Source organism: Cellulosimicrobium sp. I38E, assembly GCF_001647255.1.
GTDB lineage: Bacteria > Actinomycetota > Actinomycetes > Actinomycetales > Cellulomonadaceae > Cellulosimicrobium > Cellulosimicrobium cellulans_E.
In genome coordinates this window covers 20,414-40,598 of record NZ_LUAZ01000010.1, presented here as the reverse complement: position 1 = coordinate 40,598, position 20,185 = coordinate 20,414, and the positions used below count along the sequence as shown (strand labels likewise).

Genomic DNA, 20,185 nt, shown 5'->3' with positions numbered 1-20,185 from the left:
GAGGAACCGTCGTGTCCCGACCCCCGCTGCCCACCGCGCTCGTGGAGCTGCTGCGCCGCCCGAACGCCGCCGTCATGGCGACGGTGCGCTCCGACGGCGCGCCCGTCACCGCGGCGACCTGGTACGTCTGGGAGGACGACGGCCGCGTGCTCGTCAACCTCGACGAGTCGCGCGTACGCCTCAAGCACCTGCAGAACGACCCGCGGGTCTCGCTCACCGTCCTCGACGAGAACTGGTACACGCACGTGACGCTCATCGGCCGCGTCACGGAGCTGCGCGCGGACGAGGGCCTGGCCGACATCGACCGGATCTCGCGCCACTACACGGGGCACGAGTACGCGAACCGGCACAGCCCGCGCGTCAGCGCGTGGATCGAGGTGGAGCGCTGGTACGGCTGGGGCGAGGCGAAGGCCGCCGCCGGGGACGCGTAGCCGCTCCCCCGACGGCGCCCGCCGTCAGGCGTCGTACCGGAACGCGTCCCACGCGCCGAGCAGGTACTGGATGCCGAGCGCGCGGTCGTACAGGCCGTACCCGGGCCGGGGCTTGTTGGTCGTGTTCTCGTCCCACAGGTGCCGGCCGTGGTCGGGACGCACGTAGCCCTGGTAGCCCGCCTCGGCGTACGCGCGCATGATGCCCGTCGTGTCGACGCTGCCCTCGCACGCGCGGTGCGCGACCTCGGTGAAGTCGCCGTTCCCGAGGTGCTTGATGTTGCGCACGTGCGTGAAGTGGATGCGGTCCATGAACGTGCGCACGGCGTCGACCGGGTCCTGGTCGGGGTTCGCGGAGAAGCTGCCCAGGCACAGCGTCAGGCCGTGGTACGGGCTGTCGTGCAGGGAGAGCACGCGCGCCAGGTCGTCCTTGGTCGACACGACGCGCGGCCAGCCGAAGACGTCGTAGGGCGGGTCGTCGGGGTGCACGCCGAGCTTGACGTCGGCCTCCTCGCACGCGGGGATCACCGCGTCGAGGAAGTAGCGGTAGTGGGCGTACATGTCCTCGCGCGTCACGCCCTCGTACGCGGCGTCGAGCTCGGTGAAGCTCGCGAGCCGCTCGGGCTCCCAGCCGGGCAGCGTGAGGCCGTGCGTGTTGGCCTCCATGTCGGCGATGAGGCTCTGCGGAGACATCGCGTCCACGACGGCCCGCTCGAAGAACAGCGCGGTCGAGCCGTCGGGCAGCGGGTGCCACAGGTCGGTGCGCAGCCAGTCGAAGACGGGCATGAAGTTGTAGCAGACGACCTTCACCCCGGCCCGACCGAGCCGGCGGATCGTCGTCACGTAGTTCTCGATCGCCTCGTCGCGGCCGAGCCCGAGGACGGTCCTGCCGAGCTTGATCGACTCGTGCACGTTGACGGACTCGACCACCTCGGCGTCGAAGGTCCGGGTGATCCCGCGTGCGCGGGCCTCGTCGCTCAGCCCGGTGATCTTCGCGACCTCGGCGTCGATCTCCGCCTGCTCCCACACCTCGCCGGCCTGCTTGCCGTGCAGGCTCCACACGATCGTCTCCACGCCCGGGACCTGACGCACGTGGTCGAGCGTGACCGTGTCGTTCCCCTCGCCGTACCAGCGGAAGCCCATCTTCACGGCGCGCTCTCCTCGTTCCTCGTGGTGGTCGTGCTGCTGGCGGTCGCGCTCGCGGCGACGACCGCGTCGGCGACGTCGGGCAGGCGCTCCGCCGGGACACCCGGCAGCAGGCCGGGGAGGAGGACGAGCGCGCGGACCGCCGCGGCGTCGTCCGGCGCGCCCTCCACGACCGTACGCAGCTCGTCGCCGCGCGGGTCGTCCACCGTGCGCCCGGCACCCACCTCCGCGACGACGTACCCGGCCCACGCGGCGAGCGCCGCGACGACGCCCCGCGGCTCCGGGGCGTCCGGCTGCGCGGCGAGCAGGTCGGCGAGCGTCGCGCCCCAGCGGAACGGGATCTTCTGCGTCCCGTCCATCGCGACCTGCCGTGTCGTGTGCCCAGTCGCGGGGTTGGCGAACCGGTCGAGCAGCGTCTGCGCGTACGCGGCGAGGTCGACGCCGTCGGGCGCCTCGAGCGTCGCGAGCGCGTCGGCCTGGAGCGCCCGGGCGCCCGCGGCGAGCGCCGGGTCGGCGACGGCCTCGGCGATCGTGGCGTGCCCGGCGAGCGAGCCCGCGTACGCGAGGAAGGAGTGCGCACCGTTGAGCAGGCGCAGCTTCGCGCGCTCGTAGGGCGCGACGTCGCGCGTCAGGGTCGCCCCGCCCCGCTCCCAGGCGGGGCGCGGCCCGGCGAAGCGGTCCTCGATCACCCACTGGACGAAGGGCTCGGCGACGACCAGACCCTCGTCGCGCGCGCCGAGCAGCGTCTCGACCTCGTCGCGCTGGGCGGGCGTGGTCGCGGGCACGATGCGGTCGACCATGCTGCACGGGAAGGTCACCGACGCCGCGAGCCAGGCGCGCAGCGCGTCGCCCTCGGCGCCCGGGAGCGCGGCGTCGACCGCCTCCCCCACGAGCCGCGCGAGCACGTGCCCGTTGTCGGCGAGGTTGTCGCAGCTCAGGACGGTCAGCGGCGCGCCCCCGGCCCGCCGGCGCGCCGCCAGCCCGCGCACGAGGAGCCCGACGGCGCTGGTCGCCGCGGCGACGCCGGCCGCCTCGCCGCTCGTGTCCGCGTCGGGCGCGCCCGAGCCCGGAGAACCGGCGGAGGCCTCCTCGCGGCGCAGCAGGTCGAGGTCGGTCGCGACGGCGTCGACGTCGAGGCGCCCGTCGGCGCGGCGCGCGTACCCCTTCTCGGTGACGGTCAGCGTCACGACGTGCGTCGTGGGAGCCGCGACCGCCGCGAGCACGCGCGCCGTCTCCTCCGCGGGCCACGCGACGTCGGTCACCGAGCCCACGACGCGCGGGGACGCGCCGTCGGGCCCGACCGTCAGCACGGTGTAGACCCCGCCCTGCGGGCGGAGCTGGTCGCGGACCGACGCGGAGCGTTGCGTCACGCCGAGGATCCCCCAGCACGTCTCGCCCGTGGCCCGCGCGGCGTCCTCGGTGACGACCGCCTGGTGCGCGCGGTGGAACGCACCGATCCCGAGGTGGACGATCCCCACCTGGGTCGGGCGGACCGGCGACGGTGGGAACGCGGGGTGTGCGTCACGGTGCAGGCGTGGGCGCGCCGTGCGCGCGGCGTCGGCGGACGTGGCGGCGGGTGACGTCGGGCCGGGCAGGCTCCGGGCGTCTGTCGGGGCGGTCACGCGGCCTCCTGGGGGTCGGTTCGGCGATGTCGCCGGGTGGTCCGGCCGGGACTCGCTCCCGGAGACGGTTCTGCGAACGATTGTAGCGACAGCATCAGAGTGATAGACGGCGGTTGCGGGATCACGGGTGCAAACGTTCGCCATCGTACGCGCAGCCGTGCCGCGTACCGGCGATGTCACGGCACCGACGGAGCCGCTCCCTGCGCCGCGAGGTCGGCCGGTCGGACAGTCCGTCCCGTCGCGGCGGCCTCGCGGATCGCGCACAGGAGCCGGACGGTCTCGATCGCGTCGGCGGCCCCCACGGGAGGTGGCGCGGCGCCGTCGAGGGCCGCGAGCACCTGCTCCCACTGGGTGCGGTGGCCGGCGTGACCGATCGCGAGCGGGTCGGCCGCCCCGCCCGCCGCGCTCCCGGACGCGGGGGCCGCGATCCCCGGCACGTCCCAGCGGAGCACCTCGTCCTGCGCGAGCTCCACCGAGCCGCGGGACCCGTGGAGCGCGAGGGTCGCCGGGAACCCGGGAGGCGTCGCCGTCGTGGTCGTGACGACCCCGAGCGCGCCCGACGCGAGGCGCAGCGTCGCGACCGTCGTGTCCTCGGCGAGGTCCTCCCCGAGCCTTTCGCCGAGGTCGCCCGTGCGGGCGAGCGCCCCGGCCTGGGCCGTGACCGACTCGACCGGCCCGCACAGCCAGCGCAGGAGGTCGACGTTGTGCACGCCCTGGTTCATGAGCGACCCGCCGCCCTGTGCGGCCGACGACCGCCACGGCGCGGCGGCATAGTACTCGTCGTCGCGGTACCAGGGCACGTGCGTGGCGACGAGGCGCAGCTCGCCGAGCGCGCCGTCGTCGAGCGCGCGCCGGAGCGCCTGGTGCTGGGGCTCGAAGCGGCGCTGCGAGACCATCGAGACCAGCAGGCCTCGCTCGCGCGCCACGCGCTCGACGAGGAGCGCGTCCTCGACGGTCACCGCGAGCGGCTTCTCCACGACGACGTGCTTGCCCGCCTCGAGCGCCGCGAGCGCGAGGCGCGCGTGGCTCCCGCTCGGCGTGCAGACCGCCACGACGTCGACGCCCTCGTGGCGGACCACCTCGTCCGGCGCCACGTGCACGGCGCGCCCGGACGGGGCCAGGCCCTCGTCGAGGGCCTGGCTCCCGCTGTACGCGACGAGCCACGCCCGCGGCGCCAGGTCGCGCAAGGCACGCGCGTGCAGCACGCCGATGCTGCCCATCCCGACGATCCCGACGCCGACACCGGTTCCCACCCCCCGCACGGGCCCGCTCACTCGGCGACGTGGCTGGCGCCGAGCAGGTCGCGCAGCCGCTCGGCGGCACCCGTGAACCGGGGGTCGACGAGCGTCGTGCCGTAGTCGCGCTCGTCGGGCAGCCCCGGCTCGAGGGTCTCGACGATCCGTCCCGGACGCGGGCTCATGACCACGATGCGGCTCCCCAGGAACACCGCCTCGGGCACCGAGTGGGTGACGAGCACGATGGTCGTGCCGGTCTCGCGCCAGATGCGGTTCATCTCGATGTTCATCTGCTCGCGCGTGAGCGCGTCGAGCGCGCCGAACGGCTCGTCCATGAGCAGGACGCGCGGCTCGTGCAGCAGGGCCCGGCAGAGCGCGACGCGCTGCTGCATGCCGCCGGACAGCTCGTGCGGCAGCGCCTTCTCGAATCCCGTGAGCCCGGTCAGCGCGATGAGCGCGTCCGCGCGCTCCTGCGCCCGGCGCTTGTCCATGCCCCGCATCTCCGCCTGGAGCAGGATGTTCTTGCGCACCCCGCGCCACTCCAGCAGCGCCGACCGCTGGAACGCGAACCCGATCTCGCGCTGCGGGCGCGTGACAGGCTGCCCGTACAGGCGCACCTCGCCCTCGGTGTAGGCCGTGAGGCCCGCGACGATCTTCAGCAGGGTCGACTTGCCGCAGCCGGACGGCCCGACGATCGTGACGAACTCGCCCGGCTGGACGCTCAGCGAGACGTCGTCGAGCGCCACGGTCTCCGACCGCTTCGACGTGAAGCGCATCGTGAGGTCGCGGACCTCGATGATGGGGTCGGCGCCGACCGCGTCGGCGCGGGCGTCGAGCTCGGTCGCGGTCACTGGTCCGCCCCGAACGCGCCGTCCCAGAAGTCGGCCGGGGTCGTGCCGCCGTCGAAGTCCGTGTTCTCGGACAGGAAGGTCAGGGTGTCCGTCCACTGCTCCTCGGTGTTCACGCCGGGCGCGGGAGCGTCCTCGAGGTTGAGCAGGTCGATCGTCGCGGCGAGCTGCGCCGCCAGCACCGCCTCGTCGGGCGCCTGCTCGGCACCCGCGGCCATCGCCGCGACCGCCGCGTCGGGGTCCTCGGACGCCGCGAGGAAGGCGCGCGACGTCGCGCGCACCATCGCCTCGACGAGCTCCGGGTCGTCCGCGATGAGCGCCTCGTTCGCCACCAGCCCGGTGCCGAGCAGGTTCATGCCGAAGTCCGCGAAGGGCAGCGCGTCGACCTCCTCGCCGGTCTGGTTCTCGATCGTCGGTGCCTGGTCGTGGTGGAAGCCCTGGATCGCGTCGACCTTGCCCTCGATGAGCGCGGCGATCTTGCCCGCCGCGTCCACGTTGACCACGGTCACGTCCGCCGGGTCGACGCCGTTGAGCTCCAGCCAGGCCGGGAACGTCCCGTACATCGCGTCGCCCGGCGTGCCGCCGACCGTCTTGCCCACGAGGTCGGCCGGCTCGGTGATGCCCTGGTCGGCGAAGAACTCCACCGAGCTGGGGCCGGTCTGGAGGAACACGCCCACGCTGCGCACCGGCATCCCCGAGCTGATGGCGTTCGCGAGCGGCGGGGTGTCGGCCCAGCCGAAGTCGGTGTTGCGCTGCGCGACCTGCTGGACGGTGTTCCCCGAGCCGTTGCCGGGCTGGATCGTGAGGTCGATGCCCTCCTCCTCGAAGATCCCCTGCTCGACGCCGTAGTAGAACGGCGCGTGCTCGCCGTAGGGGACCCAGTTGAGGGTGACGGTGACCTCGGTCAGGCCGCCCTCGCCCTCCGCGGGCCCGGACGGGTCGGCCGACTGCCCGCAGGCCGCCGTCCCCGCCACCACGACGCCGGCGACGGCCAGCGAGACTGTCAGACGTGCACCACGCATGGGAAGACTCCTTCTGCTCGTGCCGCCTCGTCGTCGGGGCGGCGAACTCTGGGTTGGATCGGCGGCGGGTCAGGAGGACGCGAGGACGAGGTTCCCGCGCCGCGACGCGTGCCACGGGATGAGGAGGCGCTCCAGCAGCTCGACCAGGAGGAACAGCACCACGCCGATGAGGGACATGAGGATGAGGTCGGCGAACAGGAGCGGCGCGTCGAGGTTGCCGCTCGCGAGGAGCAGCACGTACCCCAGGCCGCGGTCGGCGCCGACGAACTCGCCGACGACGGCGCCCACGACCGCGAGCGTGACGGCGACCTTGAGGCCGGACATGAGCTGTGGCAGCGATCCCGGGAAGCGGATCTTGCGGAACGTCTTCCAGCGCGACGCGCCCATGGTCGCCGACATCTCCAGCAGCTCGGGGTCGATCGACCGCAGCCCCGCGACGGCCGAGACCACGACCGGGAAGAACGCGATGAGCACCGCGAGGATGATCTTGGGGGCGGCGCCGAACCCGAACCAGACCACGAGGATCGGGGCGATCGCGATCTTGGGGATGACCTGGGCGAAGAGGATGAGCGGGTAGAGCGACTTCTCGGCCGTCGGCGAGTAGACGAGCAGGACGGCCGTCGCGACGCCGATCACGGCCGCGAGCACGAACCCGACGACCGTCTCCATCGTGGTCACCCAGGTGTGCTCGGCCAGCATGGCCCAGTCCTCGACCATCGTGTCCCAGACGGCTCCCGGCGACGGGACCAGGTACGCCGGCACGAGCTCGCGCCACGCGACGAACCACCACACGGCGAACAGGGCGAGCAGCACCAGCGCGGGGCGCCAGGCCGCCGAGGCGACCGCGACCACCCGGCTGCCGAACGACGTCGTGCCGCGCCCGCGGGGGCCGGGACGCCGGGCCGTCCCGGCGGGCGGTCGCGCCGCCTGGCGGGCCGGTCGCACTTCCTGGGCAGTCGTCATCGTGCGGTCCTCCATGGTCGTGGTCCTGGTCGTCGGCGGGGCGTCCGGGCGGGGCGCGTCGGTCATCGGAACGGCACCGCCTCGGCGTCGAGGATCGTGGTGAAGGCCTCCCAGGCCTCGGTGAACAGCTCCGGCCCGGAGAACCCGCCGAGGCTGTGGGCCTCGCTCAGGTGCGGTTCGAGCGAGAAGAACCCGTCGAAGCCGTCGTCGCGCAGAGCCCGCACGGTCTCGGGGACCTGGCCGTCCCCGCGCCCGGCGGGCACGACGGCGCCCGTCGCCGCGAGCGCGTCCTTCACCTGGACGTACTCCAGGTACGGGCGCAGCAGGGCGTAGCCGTCGGTGAAGGGCCGCACGCCCACCTGGACGAAGTTGGCCGAGTCCCACGCGAGCGCCAGGTGCGGCGACCCGACGGACTCGACCACGTCCAGGCACCGCTCCGGGACGTCGCCGTAGATGTCCTTCTCGTTCTCGTGGACCAGCACGACGCCGGCCGCGCGCGCCACCTCGGCGAGCGCCGCCATCCGGCGCAGGACGACGTCGCGCCACGCGCCCGGGTCGGTCCCCGGACGCACGAAGAACGAGAACACCCGGACGTACGGGGCCTCGAGCTCCTGCGCGACGCGGGCTGCGTGCCGCATCCGCACGAGGTGGGCGTCGAAGTCCTCGTCGACGAAGATCTTGCCGACGGGAGACCCGATGCTGGAGACGCGGAGGTCGTGCGTGCGCAGCAGGCTCGCGACCCGCTCGCGCTGGCCGTCGTCGAGGTCGAGCACGTTGGTCCCCCACGCGCTGCGGAGCTCGACGAACCCCAGCCCGAGCTCGGAGGCGACGACGCACTGCGTCTCGACGTCGGGCGAGATCTCGTCGGCGAAGCCCGAGAGCGTCCACATCGTGCGCCTTCCCTTCTGCTGGTGGCCCCCGGCGACGACGCGGCCGGCACCGTGGGCCCGCCGACCGCAGCCTCCGGCCCGGGGAGGGGCGAGTGCGGAGGGGGCGGCGCGGTGCCGGTGAGGCGAGGACGCGGGGTCGTACGGGACGGTGGTCGAGGTCCTGCGCACGGAGCTCGTTCTCCGTACGCCTGGCATGGACAGTAGGTGCGGGCCATGGCATGGACAACGAGTTGCCATTTGTTGCACCTGACAGCGCTGGACGAGCGACCGGGTCGCGAGGCGCACCGGGCCGCGGGTGCTGGGCCGCGCGTGAGCGCGACGCGGGCAGGAGGGCGCGGTTGCCTTCGGTTGCCGCCGGTCGGCGGCGCTGGGCGACGCCCTGTGACGGTGCGGTGACGGAACATCCACGGCTGCCGGGCCGCGTCGGTGGCGGTCCAGGCGGCGCGCCCGGAGGGCGCCGGCGCGTCAGGTGCCGGGATCGGCCGGGGTGCCGAGGTCGAGCGCGACGAGCCGGAAGCCCGCCGACCGGACGGCCCGCAGGACCTCGCCGCGCAGCGGCTCGCTCGCCACGACGGGCAGCTCCGCCTGGGGGGCCTCGACCCGGGCGAGGTCGCCGTGGTGGTGGACCCGCAGGTCCTCCAGGCCGAGCCGGCGCAGCTCGCTCTCGGCCGCCTCGACCTGGACGGCGGCCTCACCGTCGCGGGCCCGGTCGACGGCGAGGTCGACCGGCGGCGCCTGGTCGGTGCGGCTCATCGACGCCGTCCGCCGGGCACGACCGCGACGGCACCGGAGGGTCGGGGTCCAGGCCGCCGACGTGCCGCCGTCGGGCGCAGGGACGCGTTCGCACGCGAGATCACGGAGCCATTGGAGGCTGCCCGTCGGGGCCCGTCAAGGAGTTGCCGTCGGTTGCCGTGAGGTTGCCACGGGACGCTCCGCGGGGCGGGCCGGGCACGAGGCGGGCACGGCGCGCGTACCGGCTGGTCACGCGGCACGACCGCGACACGAGGGCGACAACCGGTTGTTGTCCACCGCTGTCAGGGCCGTTACAGTCCGACCGCATGACCTCAGCCGGCAATGGTGCCAGCCCGACGATCTACGACGTCGCCCAGGCGGCCGGCGTCGCCCCCTCGACCGTGTCACGGACCTTCTCGCGTCCCGGCCGTGTCAACGCGCAGACCGCGGAGCGCATCCGCCAGGTCGCCAACGAGCTCGGGTACCGGACGAACCCGCTGGCTCGCGGCCTGCCGACGGGCCGGACCTCGCTGCTCGCGATCGTCGTGGCCGACGTGACCAACCCCTTCTTCTTCGAGATCATCCGCGGCGCGGAGAAGACGGCCCGCGACGCCGGGTACACGCTGCTCCTGGTCGACGCCCACGAGTCCGACGAGGCCGAGCGCCGCGCGCTCGACCGGACGCTCCCCCTCGTGGAGGGCCTGATCCTCGCGACGTCACGGCTCTCGGACTCCTCGATCCGGGTCGCCGCCAAGCAGCGGCCCACGGTCGTCATGAACCGGCACATGACCGACGTCCCGAGCGTCCTGACGGACAACGCGCAGGGCATGCGCAGCGCCGTCGAGCACCTCGCCGGGCTCGGGCACACGAGCCTCGCCTACGTCGCGGGGCCCGAGGCGTCGTGGGCCGACGGGATGCGCTGGCGCGCGTTCCGCGAGGCGACGCGCGAGGCCGAGGTCCAGGCGCGGCGGATCGGACCGTTCGCGCCGACGCTCGCCGGCGGGCTCTCCGCGGCCAAGTCCCTCGTCAAGCACCCCGCCACGGCGGCCGTCGCGTACAACGACCTCATCGCGATCGGCGCGATGCGCGGCCTGCGGCGGCTCGGGGTCGAGGTGCCGCGCGACCTGAGCATCGTCGGGTTCGACAACATCTTCGGCTCGGACTTCTGCACCCCGCCCCTCACGACGGTCGCGGCGCCGCTGCGCCACTTCGGGTCGTTCGCGGTCCAGCGGCTCCTGGCCCAGCTCCGCACGTCGCCCGCGCCGGCCGCCGGTCCGACGCTGCTCCCGGCGAAGCTCGTCGAGCGCGGCTCGACCGGCCGCCCGGCCTGACCGCACCCCCCGGGCGCGGCCGACGTCGGGCCAGGGGCAACAAGTGGCAACTCGTTGCCCGGACCGCGCGCGCCCCCGGATAGTGACGGCACAGCGCACCGATGCGCGCCCTGTGCGCAGTCCGACGCACGGTCCTCGACGGAGAGGCAGGCTGATGGAACACCCCTCGACCGACGCACCACCCGCGCACGTCACGCCCCGGCACCGACGCAGGAGACGGCGTGCCGTCGTCGCCGCGCTCGCCGCCCTGGCCGTGCCGTCCGGCGTCCTCACGGCCCAGGCCGCCGTCCCGACCGCGGCACCGGCCGTCGCACCCGCCGCGGCGCAGGCGGACATCCGCCCGCAGGAGCCCGGCGTGACGCTGCGCGTCTTCGACGTCCAGGTCATCCTCGACGACTACTGCACGCTCAAGCCCGGCCAGACGCCCAACGTCGACAAGATCATGCCGACCATCGACTGGACCACGGCGGCCGACTTTGGCCTCACGGACAAGTTCGTCACCGAGGTGACGGGGTACCTGAACGTCCCCGAGGCCGGCACGTACGACTTCCGGATCACGAACGACGACGGCGCGCGCCTGCTGCTCGACGACGAGCTCGTCGTCGACCACCCGGGCCGCCACGGCGCGACGTCGAAGGAGGGGTCGATCCAGCTCGACGCGGGCTACCGCGCGCTGCGCATCGACCACTTCGACGGCGAGTTCGACCAGCGGCTGAAGCTCGAGTGGCGGCCGCCGGGCGCGTCGGGCTACGTGGTCGTCCCGAACTCCGTGCTGAGCACCGACGCCGACGTCACGCGCGTCACCTCGCCCGGCCGCAAGGAGTGCGAGGGCGTCACCGAGGCCCCGGGCGACGGCCTGCCGCTCACCGAGGTGCACCCCGACTACACGCTCACCGACCTGCGCCCCGAGGGCTTCCAGCCCCAGGTCACGGGCATGGACTGGCTGCCCGACGGCCGTCTGGCCATCTCCACGTGGGGCGGCGACCGGCTCACGCATCGCGGCGAGGTCTACCTGATCGACCACGTCCAGGGAGACACCGGCGCCGACGACGTGACCTACACGAAGGTCGCGGAGGGCCTGACGGAGCCGATGGGCCTCAAGTACGTCGACGGCACGATCTACGTGTCCGAGAAGGACGGCCTCACCGCGCTCGTCGACACCGACGGCGACGAGGTCGCCGACGACTACGACACGATCGCGACCTGGCCGTTCGGCGGCAACTACCACGAGTTCGCGTTCGGCCTGCTCTACGAGGACGGCTACTTCTACGTCACCACCGGCATCGCCATGGTGCCGGGCGGCAACTCGCTCGACCCGCAGCTCGCCGAGAACCGCGGCTCGGTCATGAAGATCAGCAAGGAGACCGGCGAGGTCGAGTACGTCGCGGGCGGCCTGCGCACCCCGAACGGGCTCGGCTGGGGCGCCGACGGCGGCATGTACGTCACCGACAACCAGGGCGTCCGCATCCCGACGTCGAAGCTGGTGCGCGTCGAGGAGGGCGCGTTCTACAACCACTTCACCAACCCCGACGGCCCCTACGACGACCAGCCCGTCACCGAGCCGGTCCTGTGGATGCCGCACAGCGAGATCTCGAACTCGCCGAGCAACCCGGTCGTGCTCACCGAGGGCGTGTTCGCCGGGCAGCTCGCGATCGGCGACGTGACGTACGGCGGGCTCCAGCGCGCCTACCTCGAGGACGTCGCGGGCCAGGAGCAGGGCGCCGTCTTCCGCATGACGCAGGGCCTCGAGTCCGGCGTGAGCCGGACGAGCGTCGGCCCGGACGGCGCGATCTACGTCGGTGGCATCGGCTGGTCCGGCAACTGGGGCCAGGCGGGCAAGCTCTCCTACGGCCTGCAGAAGCTCACGTACGACGACAACAACGCGTTCGACATGCTCGCGATGCGCGCCGTCGAGGGCGGGTTCGAGATCGAGTACACGCAGCCGCTCTCCGAGGAGACGGCGCAGGACCTCGCGTCGAAGTACACCGCCGCGCAGTGGCGCTACGTCGCGACCCCGCAGTACGGCGGCCCGAAGGTCGACGAGGAGGACCTCGACGTCACGGCAGCGACCGTGTCCGAGGACCGCAAGACCGTCACGCTCCAGATCGACGGGCTCAAGCCGGGTCGCGTCGTGAACGTCCACTCCCCGCGCCCGTTCGCGTCCGAGGCCGGCCAGGAGCTGTGGAGCACCGAGGCCTGGTACACCCTCACGCGCCTGCCCGACGGCTCCGTCGCACCCCCGGTCTACGAGGCCGAGGGCGCCGACATCAGCGGCGGGGCCGGCTGGAACAGCAACCACGCCGGCTACTCGGGCTCCGGGTTCGTCGACCGCAACTGGGAGCCGGGCGCCCAGACGACGTTCGCCGTCCGCACCGAGGAGGCCGGCCTGCACGACCTCGCGATCCGCTACGCCAACGGCCAGAACAGCGACCCCACGCCGCTGCCGAGGAACCTGAGCCTCTACGTCAACGGCGAGAAGCTCAAGCAGGTCTGGTTCGACAGCACCGTGGCGTGGTCCACCTGGGCCACCCAGGTCGAGACCGTGCCCCTGCGCGAGGGCGCCAACACCATCACGATCCGGCACGACGACGACGACATCGGGCACGTCAACCTCGACAGCCTCACCGTCACCCCGACCGAGCGCATCACCCTGTTCGACGGCGACGACCTCGACCGCTGGGCAGCCGTCAACGGCGGTGGTCCCGCGACGTGGCCGATCGCCGGCGGGTCCGTCGAGTCGTTCGGGGGCGACATCCGCACCAAGGAGAAGTTCGACGACTTCCGGATGCACGTCGAGTGGTACCAGCCGGAGCACGCGCCCGAGGTCACGGGCCAGGCACGCGGCAACAGCGGCGTCTACATCCAGGAGCGCTACGAGGTGCAGGTGCTCGAGTCCTTCGGCATCGACCCGCCGCGGAACGACCACGCCGGGGCGATCTACCTCCAGAGGGCTCCCGACGTGAACGCGGCGACCCCGATGGGCACGTGGCAGACGTACGACATCACGTTCCGTGGAGCCCGCTTCGGCCCCGACGGCAAGAAGACCGAGGACGCGCGCCTCACGCTCGTGTGGAACGGGCAGGTCGTGCACGACGACGTCGCCGTCACGGGCAAGACCGGCAACGGCCGGGCGGAGGGACCGACGTCGGGGTACATCAAGCTCCAGGACCACGGCGACCCCGGCCTCAACCCCCGGTTCCGCAACATCTGGATCGAGCGGCTCCCGGGCGTCGAGGAGCCCGGCCAGGAGGAGGTCGCGATCACCGCGACCGCCGAGGTCCGGTGCCTCGCAGGCACGCCGTACGTCGCCGTGCGCGCGCTCAACGACGACACCGTGCCGCTGGACGTCGTCCTCGACACGCCGTTCGGGTCCAAGACGTTCACCGACGTCGCCCCCGGCAAGAACGCCTACCAGTCGTTCGCCGTCCGCGGGGTCGAGGACCCGACGGCCGGATCCGTGACCGTCACCGCCCGTCCGTCCGACACCTCTGACGAGCGCGAGACCGTCGCGACCCCGGAGCACGGCCAGCCGTCCTGCGGCTGACCGGCCCGGTCCGGACCCGGGGCCGTCCCGCGCGCCACCCGGCGCACGAGGCGGCCCCGGGTTCGTCGTCGGCGGTGGGAGAACCCCAGTGGCGCGCGAGATAGAGGTTCCCGTCGCGAGGTAGAGCCCGGCGAGCTCTACACCGAGACCGGAGGCTCTATCTCGCGGGAAGGTCGCGGGTGGGGGCGAGGGTCGTCGAGTCGCGCACCATGAGCTCGACGGGGAGGACGTCGTCGGGCGAGGTCGCGGGGTCGTGCGACCCGTCGGCGGCGGCGCCGCGACGCGTGCCGAGCGCGGCGACCAGGCGGTCGACGGCGCGGGCGCCGAGGCGCGCGAGGTCGGTGCGGACCGTGGTGAGCGGGGGCGAGGCGAGGGTGGCGACGAACGTGTCGTCGAACCCGACGACGCTGAGGTCGCGCGGGACGTCGACGCCGCGCTCGCGCAGGCGTGCCACGAGGCCGAGGGCGACGAGGTCGTTGTACGCGAGGACCGCAGTCGCTCCCGACGCGACGACGAGGTCGGCGGCGGCGCGGCCGCCCTCGACCCGTGGGCGGAACGACCCCACGGTGACGGTCTCGACGTCCGAGTAGCGCTCACGGACGACGTCGAGCCCGGCGCGGCGGCGGGCGTCGGACCAGGAGCGGTCGGGCCCGCCGACGTAGGCGACGCGGCGGTGGCCCAGCGCGCGCAGGTGCTCGACGGCGAGGAGGACGCCGTGCGCGTCGTCCGAGGAGACGGAGGGGACGCCGTCGTGACGGAGGTTGACGAGCACGACGGGAGCGTCACGCGCGGCCTCCAGGTCCGCCTCGGCCGCGCGCGGGGAGCACAGCACGAGCCCGTCCGTCTGGGACCGCAGCCCGGTCACGAGCTCCGTCTCGAGCGCGGGGTCCTCCCCCGCGTCGACGACGAACACGGCATGGCCCGTCTGGCGCGCCCGCGCCTGCACCCCCTTGGTCACCGACGCGAAGTACGGGTTCTCCAGGTCGGGCACCACGAGCCCGAGGGCCCCGGTGCGTCCCGCGCGCAGGCCGCTCGCGGCGCGGTTGGGACGGTAGCCGAGGCGGTTGGCCACCGCGACGACGCGGTCGCGCGTCTCGGGGGCGACGCGCTCGGGCTCGGCGAGGGCCCGCGAGACCGTGGAGATCGACACCCCGCTCTCGCGGGCGACGTCACGGACGGTGACCACGGCTGCCTCCTCGGCGCTCGGGCCCCGCGGGGAGACCCGGGGCTGCGAACGATTGTAGCGCTCGGGGTCGACGACACAGCGGAACGCCGATGACGTAGGATGCAAACGTTCGCAACGACGCCTCTGGAGGAACCCGTGACGAGCACGGCCCACCTGGACCCGACCACCGCGACGGCGCCGTGGTCCCTGCACCCCGACCGCGCGCTCCCCGCCGACCCCGTGCTCCGACCGCTCGCCCGCGAGGTCTACGCCGCGACGCGCGACCTGCCGATCGTCTCGATGCACGGCCACGTCGACGTCGCGCTGTTCGCCGACGACACCCCGTTCGGCGACCCCGCCGCGCTGTTCGTCACGCCCGACCACTACCTCGTGCGCATGCTCGTCGCCCAGAGCACGTCACCGCACGGGTCGCCGGGCGTGCGCGGCGTCCAGGACCTCGGGGTCGCGCCCGTGCCCGGCGCCCCCGACGGCACCGCCCCCGCCGAGACGGACCCGCGCGAGATCTGGCGCCGGTTCTGCGCCGGGTGGCACCTGTTCCGCGGCACCCCGACGCGGTACTGGACGGAGCACGCGCTCGTCGAGGTCTTCGGCGCCCCGGTGAAGCCGTCGGCCGAGACCGCGGATGCACTGTACGACCACCTGGTCGACCGGCTCGCGCGTCCCGAGTACCGTCCGCGCGCGCTGTTCGAGCGGTTCGGCCTCGAGCTCCTCGCCACGACCGACCCCGCGCAGTCCCCGCTCGCCGACCACGCGCGCCTCGCCGCGGACGGCTGGGGCGAGCGCGTCGTGCCCACGTTCCGCCCCGACCCGCTCCTGCACGTCGACCGCGCCGACTGGGCGACGCAGGTCGCCGAGCTCGGTGCCGCGGCGGGCACGGACGTCGTCGACTACCGCTCCTACCTCGACGCGCTGCGCGCACGCCGCGCCGCGTTCGTCGCCGCCGGCGCCCGCGCGACCGACCACGGCCACCTGACCGCCGACACCACTCCTCTCGACGACGCCGACGCCGCCCGCATCCTCGACCGCGCGCTGCGCGGCGAGGCCACGACGGCCGACGCGCAGGCGTTCTCCGCGCACATGCTGTTCCAGATGGCCGCGATGTCGGCCGAGGACGGGCTCGTCCTGCAGCTCCACCCCGGCGTCCTGCGCGACCACTGCGCCGGCGTCGCGCAGGCCTACGGTCCCGACAAGGGCTACGACATCCCCGAGCGCACCGAGTACGTGCGCGCGCTGCGCCCCGTCCTCGAGGCGTTCGGGCACCACCCCGGCTTCCGGATGATCGCGTTCACCGTCGACGAGGACACCTTCTCGCGCGAGCTCGCTCCCCTCGCGGGCGTCTACCCGGCGCTGCGGCTCGGCGCCCCGTGGTGGTTCCTCGACACCCCCGACGGCATGCGTCGCTTCCGCGAGGCCGCGACTGACTCCGCCGGCTTCTACAACACGAGCGGGTTCGTCGACGACACGCGCGCGTTCTGCTCCATCCCGGCCCGCCACGACCTCGCACGCCGGATCGACGCCGGCCACCTCGCCCGCCTCGTCGCCGAGCACCGGCTCGACCTCGACGAGGCGCTCGAGACCGCCGTCGACCTCGCCTACCACCTGCCCCAGGCGTCCTACCCGCCGTTGAGTGCATGAAGTCGTCGCCGCGGCGGCCCGATCTCGCGACCATCTCACGCACTCACGCTCAGACCGTTCCCCAGGAGAGACCCGTGACCACCCCGGACCACCCGTCCGTGCACCCCGCCTGGCTGCCCGACGCCGCGACCGCGTTCCTGCACGGCCGCACCGTGCTCGTCGCGGGCGACGGCCCGCTCGCCGAGACCGTCCGCGGCGAGGCCCGCCGTGCGGGCGCGACCCTCGTCGACAGCGACGCCGACCTCGTCCTGCGCGACACCGGTGCCGTCCCCGGCGGCGAGGGGTTCGTCGCCGCGCACCGAGACGGCCGCCTGGACGTCGCGGCGGACGACGACGCCGCGCTCCTCCACGCGTGGTTCCACGTCGTGCGCAGCGGGACGACGGACCCGGCCGGCCACCCGGACGCTCGCCACGAGCCAGCGCACGCGCTGCGCATGCTCGACCACTGGGACAACGTGGACGTCCACCCGGTCATGGGCCAGGTCGAGCGCGGGTACTCGGGCGGCTCGATCTTCTACGCGGACGGGCACGTGCGCGAGGACCTGTCGCGCGTCGAGCAGTACGCGCGCCTGCTCGCGGCGACGGGCGTGAACCGCGTCGCGATCAACAACGTCAACGTGCACGCGCGCGAGGCGCGGCTGCTCACGGACGGCCTGCCCGACGTCGCGCGCGTCGCCGCCGCGTTCCGGCCGTGGGGCATCCGGGTGCACCTGTCGGTGAGCTTCGCGTCGCCGATCGTGCTCGGCGGGCTCCCGACGTCGGACCCGCTGGACCCGGGCGTCCGGGCGTGGTGGGCGGACGCCGTCGCCCGCGTGTACGCGGCGATCCCCGACTTCGGCGGGTTCGTCGTCAAGGCGGACTCCGAGGGGCAGCCGGGGCCGTTCGCGTACGGGCGCGACCACGCCGACGGCGCCAACCTCCTCGCGCGCGCCCTCGCCCCGCACGGCGGCACGGTGCACTGGCGCGCGTTCGTCTACAACCACACGCAGGACTGGCGTGACCGCTCGACCGACCGGGCGAGCGCCGCCTACGACCACTTCGCGCCGCTCGACGGACGGTTCGACGAGAACGTCGTGGTGCAGGTCAAGCACGGCCCGATGGACTTCCAGACGCGCGAGCCCGTGTCCCCCGTGCTCGCCGCGATGCCGCGCACGCGCCTCGCCGTCGAGCTCCAGGTGACGCAGGAGTACACCGGCCAGCAGCGCCACGCGTGCTACCTGGGCCCGTGGTGGAGCGAGATCCTGCGGTTCCGGCCGTGGGGCCCGGTCGAGGGCGACGACGGCTCCCCCACGGTGTCCGACGTCGTCGGGGGCGCAGGCCCGGGGGCCTCGCCCCAGGTGGCAGCCGCGCGGGGCGGCGGGATCGCCGCGGTGTCCAACGTCGGCGACGACGCGTTCTGGACGGGCCACCCGCTCGCGCAGGCGAACCTCTACGCGTTCGGCCGCCTCGCGTGGGACCCGACGCTCGACCCGACCGCTGTCCTCGACGAGTGGGTCGCGCTGACGTTCGCGTCCCCGTCGTCCGCGAGCGCCGACCGCACCGTCGACCCCGACGTCCGGGCGGGGGTCCACGCCGTCCTCGACGACTCGTGGCGCACCTACGAGGCGTACACCGCGCCGCTCGGCGTGGGCTTCATGGTGAACCCGGGGCAACACTACGGGCCGTCAGTCGACGGCTACGAGTACTCGCCGTGGGGCACGTACCACTTCGCCGACCGCGACGGCATCGGGGTCGACCGCACGCGCGCGACCGGCACCGGCTACATCGGCCAGTACCCCGCACCGTGGCGCGACGTCTACGAGTCGCTCGACACGTGCCCCGACGAGCTGCTGCTCTTCTTCCACCACGTGCCGTACGGGCACGTGCTGCACGACGGCACGACCGTCGTCCAGCACGTGTACGACACCCACTTCGCCGGCGTCGAGCGCGTCGAGGAGTACGTGCGCACGTGGCAGGGACTGCGCGGCGCGGTCGACGACGCGGTGTTCGAGCGGGTCACCGAGCGCCTCGCGGAGCAGCTCCGCTCCGCCCGCGAGTGGCGCGACCAGGTGTGCACCTACTTCCTGCGCGCGTCCGGCGTGGCCGACGCGCACGGCCGCACGATCTACTGAGCACGTGACCGAGCACCCCGTGACCGAGACCGCGACGGCGTCCCCCACCGGGCCCGCCGCGCCGGCGCCCTGCCCCGAGGCGCACGGCATCCCGTCCGCCGCGGTCCTCGACCTGCTCGACGCGCTCGAGGGCGGCGGGCTCGACCCGCACGGCCTCGTCGTCGCGCGCGACGGCATCCCGGTGGTCGAGGCGGCCTGGGCGCCGCACGACGCGCCGCTACCCGGTCTCGTCTACTCCGTCTCGAAGACGTTCACCGCGCTCGCCGTCGGGCACCTCGTGGCCGAGGGGCGCCTCACGGTCGACGACCGCGTCGGGGAGGTGCTCGGCCTGCCCGACCCCTCCGGCCTCACCGTGCGGCACCTGCTGACGATGAGCACCGGTCACACGTCCGGCCAGCTCGCCGAGATCGGGTTCGACCTCCCCCGCCTGCTCGCCACCCCGCCGGAGCACGCCCCGGGCACGCACTTCGCGTACAGCTCGCCCGCGTCGCGCGCGCTGTCCTCGGTCGTCACCGCCGTGACCGGTGAGCGCCTGCTCGCCTACCTGCGCCCGCGCGTGCTCGATCCGCTCGGAATCACGCACCCGTGGTGGGTCGAGATCGACGGACTCGACCAGGGCTTCTCGGGGCTGCACGTGACGACCACCGAGCTGGCGCGCCTCGCCGTCGCGATGGCCGACGGCGGCCGGTACGCGGGCGTCACCGTGATCCCGCCCGCGTGGCTGGCCGCGATGCGCGAGCCCTGGTCGGACACGGCGGAGCACGGCGGCGCCCCCGAGGTGGCCGGCGGCGAGCCGCCGGACTGGTCGCGCGGCTACGGCTACCAGGTGTGGACGAGCCGGCACGGGTTCCGGGCCGACGGCGCGTACGGGCAGTTCGCGATCGCCGTCCCCGAGCGCGGGCTCGCGATCGGCTACCGCGGCGCGACCCGCGACGCGCAGTCGACCCTCGACGCGATCTGGGCGTTCGTCGAACGCGCGAGCGACGGCAGCACCCCGCTGCCGCCCGACCCCGCCGCCGCGGCGCGCCTCGCCGACAGGCTCGCGACGCTCGACGCGTGGCCGGGCGTCGTCGGCCAGGAGCTCGACCCGCAACCGACGCCGCAGGACGTGATCAGCCCGGTGCCGTGGACGCTCCACGCCGTCCGGGCCGGGTCCCCGTACACCTGGCGCCTCGACGTCGGTGGACAGCCGGTCCCCGTCGCCGAAGACCGCTGGACGACGCGCGTCCTGCCCTGGCCCCACGCCGCCGAGGGCTCCGGCCCTGCCGCGGGGCCCGTCGTCGAACCCGTGCTCGTCGTCTCGACGCGCGGCCGCGCGCTGCCCGACGGCGCCGTCGAGGTGCACGTGGTGCTCCCGACGTCGCCGCACCGCCTCGTCGCGACGGGCCGCCCCGGGGAGCGCCTGACCCTCGCCTGGCACACGACGCCGCTGTGGCACCCGAGCCTGTCGACGCTCGTCGTCCCTGCGGCCCACGCCGCGACGTTCTCCTGA

15 protein-coding genes are annotated in these 20,185 nt (G+C 74.0%); 6 read left to right on the top strand and 9 right to left on the bottom strand.

All coding sequences use genetic code 11. The features are described 5' to 3' along the window. Positions 1-11: 11 nt before the first annotated feature. On the top strand, positions 12-431 hold the full coding sequence (locus tag A0J59_RS02625; RefSeq protein WP_053369511.1) for a TIGR03618 family F420-dependent PPOX class oxidoreductase: 420 nt from the start codon (positions 12-14) through the stop codon (positions 429-431). 24 nt (positions 432-455) lie between these two features. Here A0J59_RS02625 and A0J59_RS02620 read toward each other — a convergent pair whose 3' ends face one another. The 8 genes from A0J59_RS02620 to A0J59_RS02585 form a co-directional block, all read right to left on the bottom strand. Further along, on the bottom strand, positions 456-1,571 hold the full coding sequence (locus A0J59_RS02620; RefSeq protein ID WP_255364930.1) for a mannonate dehydratase: 1,116 nt from the start codon (positions 1,569-1,571) through the stop codon (positions 456-458). A 2-nt stretch (positions 1,572-1,573) separates the two neighbouring features. Next, the gene (locus tag A0J59_RS02615) at positions 1,574-3,196 is read right to left on the bottom strand and encodes a mannitol dehydrogenase family protein (protein WP_255364913.1); all 1,623 of its coding nucleotides are present in this window, start codon (positions 3,194-3,196) and stop codon (positions 1,574-1,576) included. A gap of 176 nt (positions 3,197-3,372) precedes the next feature. Next, positions 3,373-4,449 carry a Gfo/Idh/MocA family protein gene (locus A0J59_RS02610; RefSeq protein WP_255364912.1) on the bottom strand — a complete coding sequence of 359 codons (1,077 nt, stop codon included), beginning with the start codon at positions 4,447-4,449 and terminating at the stop codon, positions 3,373-3,375. A gap of 17 nt (positions 4,450-4,466) precedes the next feature. Beyond that, a complete protein-coding gene (locus A0J59_RS02605; protein WP_053369509.1) occupies positions 4,467-5,282 on the bottom strand; it encodes an ABC transporter ATP-binding protein in 816 nt (271 codons plus the stop codon). Further along, positions 5,279-6,301, bottom strand: a complete 1,023-nt coding sequence (locus A0J59_RS02600) for an ABC transporter substrate-binding protein (RefSeq protein WP_047231467.1) — start codon at positions 6,299-6,301, stop codon at positions 5,279-5,281. Before A0J59_RS02600 ends, A0J59_RS02605 begins: the two co-directional genes overlap by 4 nt. 69 nt (positions 6,302-6,370) lie before the next feature. Beyond that, positions 6,371-7,330 carry an ABC transporter permease gene (locus tag A0J59_RS02595; RefSeq protein ID WP_255364910.1) on the bottom strand — a complete coding sequence of 320 codons (960 nt, stop codon included), beginning with the start codon at positions 7,328-7,330 and terminating at the stop codon, positions 6,371-6,373. Continuing rightward, positions 7,327-8,154 carry a sugar phosphate isomerase/epimerase gene (locus A0J59_RS02590; RefSeq protein WP_053369508.1) on the bottom strand — a complete coding sequence of 276 codons (828 nt, stop codon included), beginning with the start codon at positions 8,152-8,154 and terminating at the stop codon, positions 7,327-7,329. The genes A0J59_RS02595 and A0J59_RS02590 overlap by 4 nt, the downstream gene beginning before the upstream one ends. A 465-nt stretch (positions 8,155-8,619) precedes the next feature. Then, entirely contained in the window at positions 8,620-8,907 is a 288-nt protein-coding gene (locus A0J59_RS02585; protein ID WP_047231465.1) for a hypothetical protein, read from the bottom strand. A 305-nt stretch (positions 8,908-9,212) separates the two neighbouring features. Between A0J59_RS02585 and A0J59_RS02580 the strand changes: the two genes are divergently transcribed. Then, on the top strand, positions 9,213-10,217 hold the full coding sequence (locus A0J59_RS02580; RefSeq protein WP_064315131.1) for a LacI family DNA-binding transcriptional regulator: 1,005 nt from the start codon (positions 9,213-9,215) through the stop codon (positions 10,215-10,217). Between the two features lie 154 nt (positions 10,218-10,371). Beyond that, positions 10,372-13,761 (top strand): family 16 glycoside hydrolase, encoded by a 3,390-nt coding sequence (locus A0J59_RS02575; protein ID WP_082918682.1) that lies wholly within the window; start codon positions 10,372-10,374, stop codon positions 13,759-13,761. Between the two features lie 157 nt (positions 13,762-13,918). On the opposite strand, the gene A0J59_RS02570 is transcribed toward A0J59_RS02575, so the two are convergent. Continuing rightward, on the bottom strand, positions 13,919-14,947 hold the full coding sequence (locus A0J59_RS02570) for a LacI family DNA-binding transcriptional regulator (protein WP_064315130.1): 1,029 nt from the start codon (positions 14,945-14,947) through the stop codon (positions 13,919-13,921). Between the two features lie 135 nt (positions 14,948-15,082). On the opposite strand from A0J59_RS02570, the gene uxaC reads away from it, so the two are divergent. From uxaC to A0J59_RS02555, 3 genes are all read left to right on the top strand, one after another. Beyond that, positions 15,083-16,582, top strand: coding sequence for a glucuronate isomerase (gene uxaC / locus A0J59_RS02565; RefSeq protein WP_255364909.1), 1,500 nt, complete (start codon positions 15,083-15,085; stop codon positions 16,580-16,582). A gap of 74 nt (positions 16,583-16,656) precedes the next feature. Next, a complete protein-coding gene (locus tag A0J59_RS02560) occupies positions 16,657-18,693 on the top strand; it encodes an alpha-glucuronidase (RefSeq protein WP_064315129.1) in 2,037 nt (678 codons plus the stop codon). 4 nt (positions 18,694-18,697) lie between these two features. After that, positions 18,698-20,185, top strand: a complete 1,488-nt coding sequence (locus A0J59_RS02555) for a serine hydrolase (protein ID WP_064315128.1) — start codon at positions 18,698-18,700, stop codon at positions 20,183-20,185.

Coding starts and splice junctions, on each gene's coding strand:
- A0J59_RS02620 (WP_255364930.1), bottom strand. CDS start 1,571: ATGGGCTTCCGCTGGTACGGCGAGGGGAACGACACGGTCACGCTCGAC.
- A0J59_RS02600 (WP_047231467.1), bottom strand. CDS start 6,301: ATGCGTGGTGCACGTCTGACAGTCTCGCTGGCCGTCGCCGGCGTCGTG.
- A0J59_RS02595 (WP_255364910.1), bottom strand. CDS start 7,330: ATGACCGACGCGCCCCGCCCGGACGCCCCGCCGACGACCAGGACCACG.
- A0J59_RS02590 (WP_053369508.1), bottom strand. CDS start 8,154: ATGTGGACGCTCTCGGGCTTCGCCGACGAGATCTCGCCCGACGTCGAG.
- A0J59_RS02585 (WP_047231465.1), bottom strand. CDS start 8,907: ATGAGCCGCACCGACCAGGCGCCGCCGGTCGACCTCGCCGTCGACCGG.
- A0J59_RS02580 (WP_064315131.1), top strand. CDS start 9,213: ATGACCTCAGCCGGCAATGGTGCCAGCCCGACGATCTACGACGTCGCC.
- A0J59_RS02575 (WP_082918682.1), top strand. CDS start 10,372: ATGGAACACCCCTCGACCGACGCACCACCCGCGCACGTCACGCCCCGG.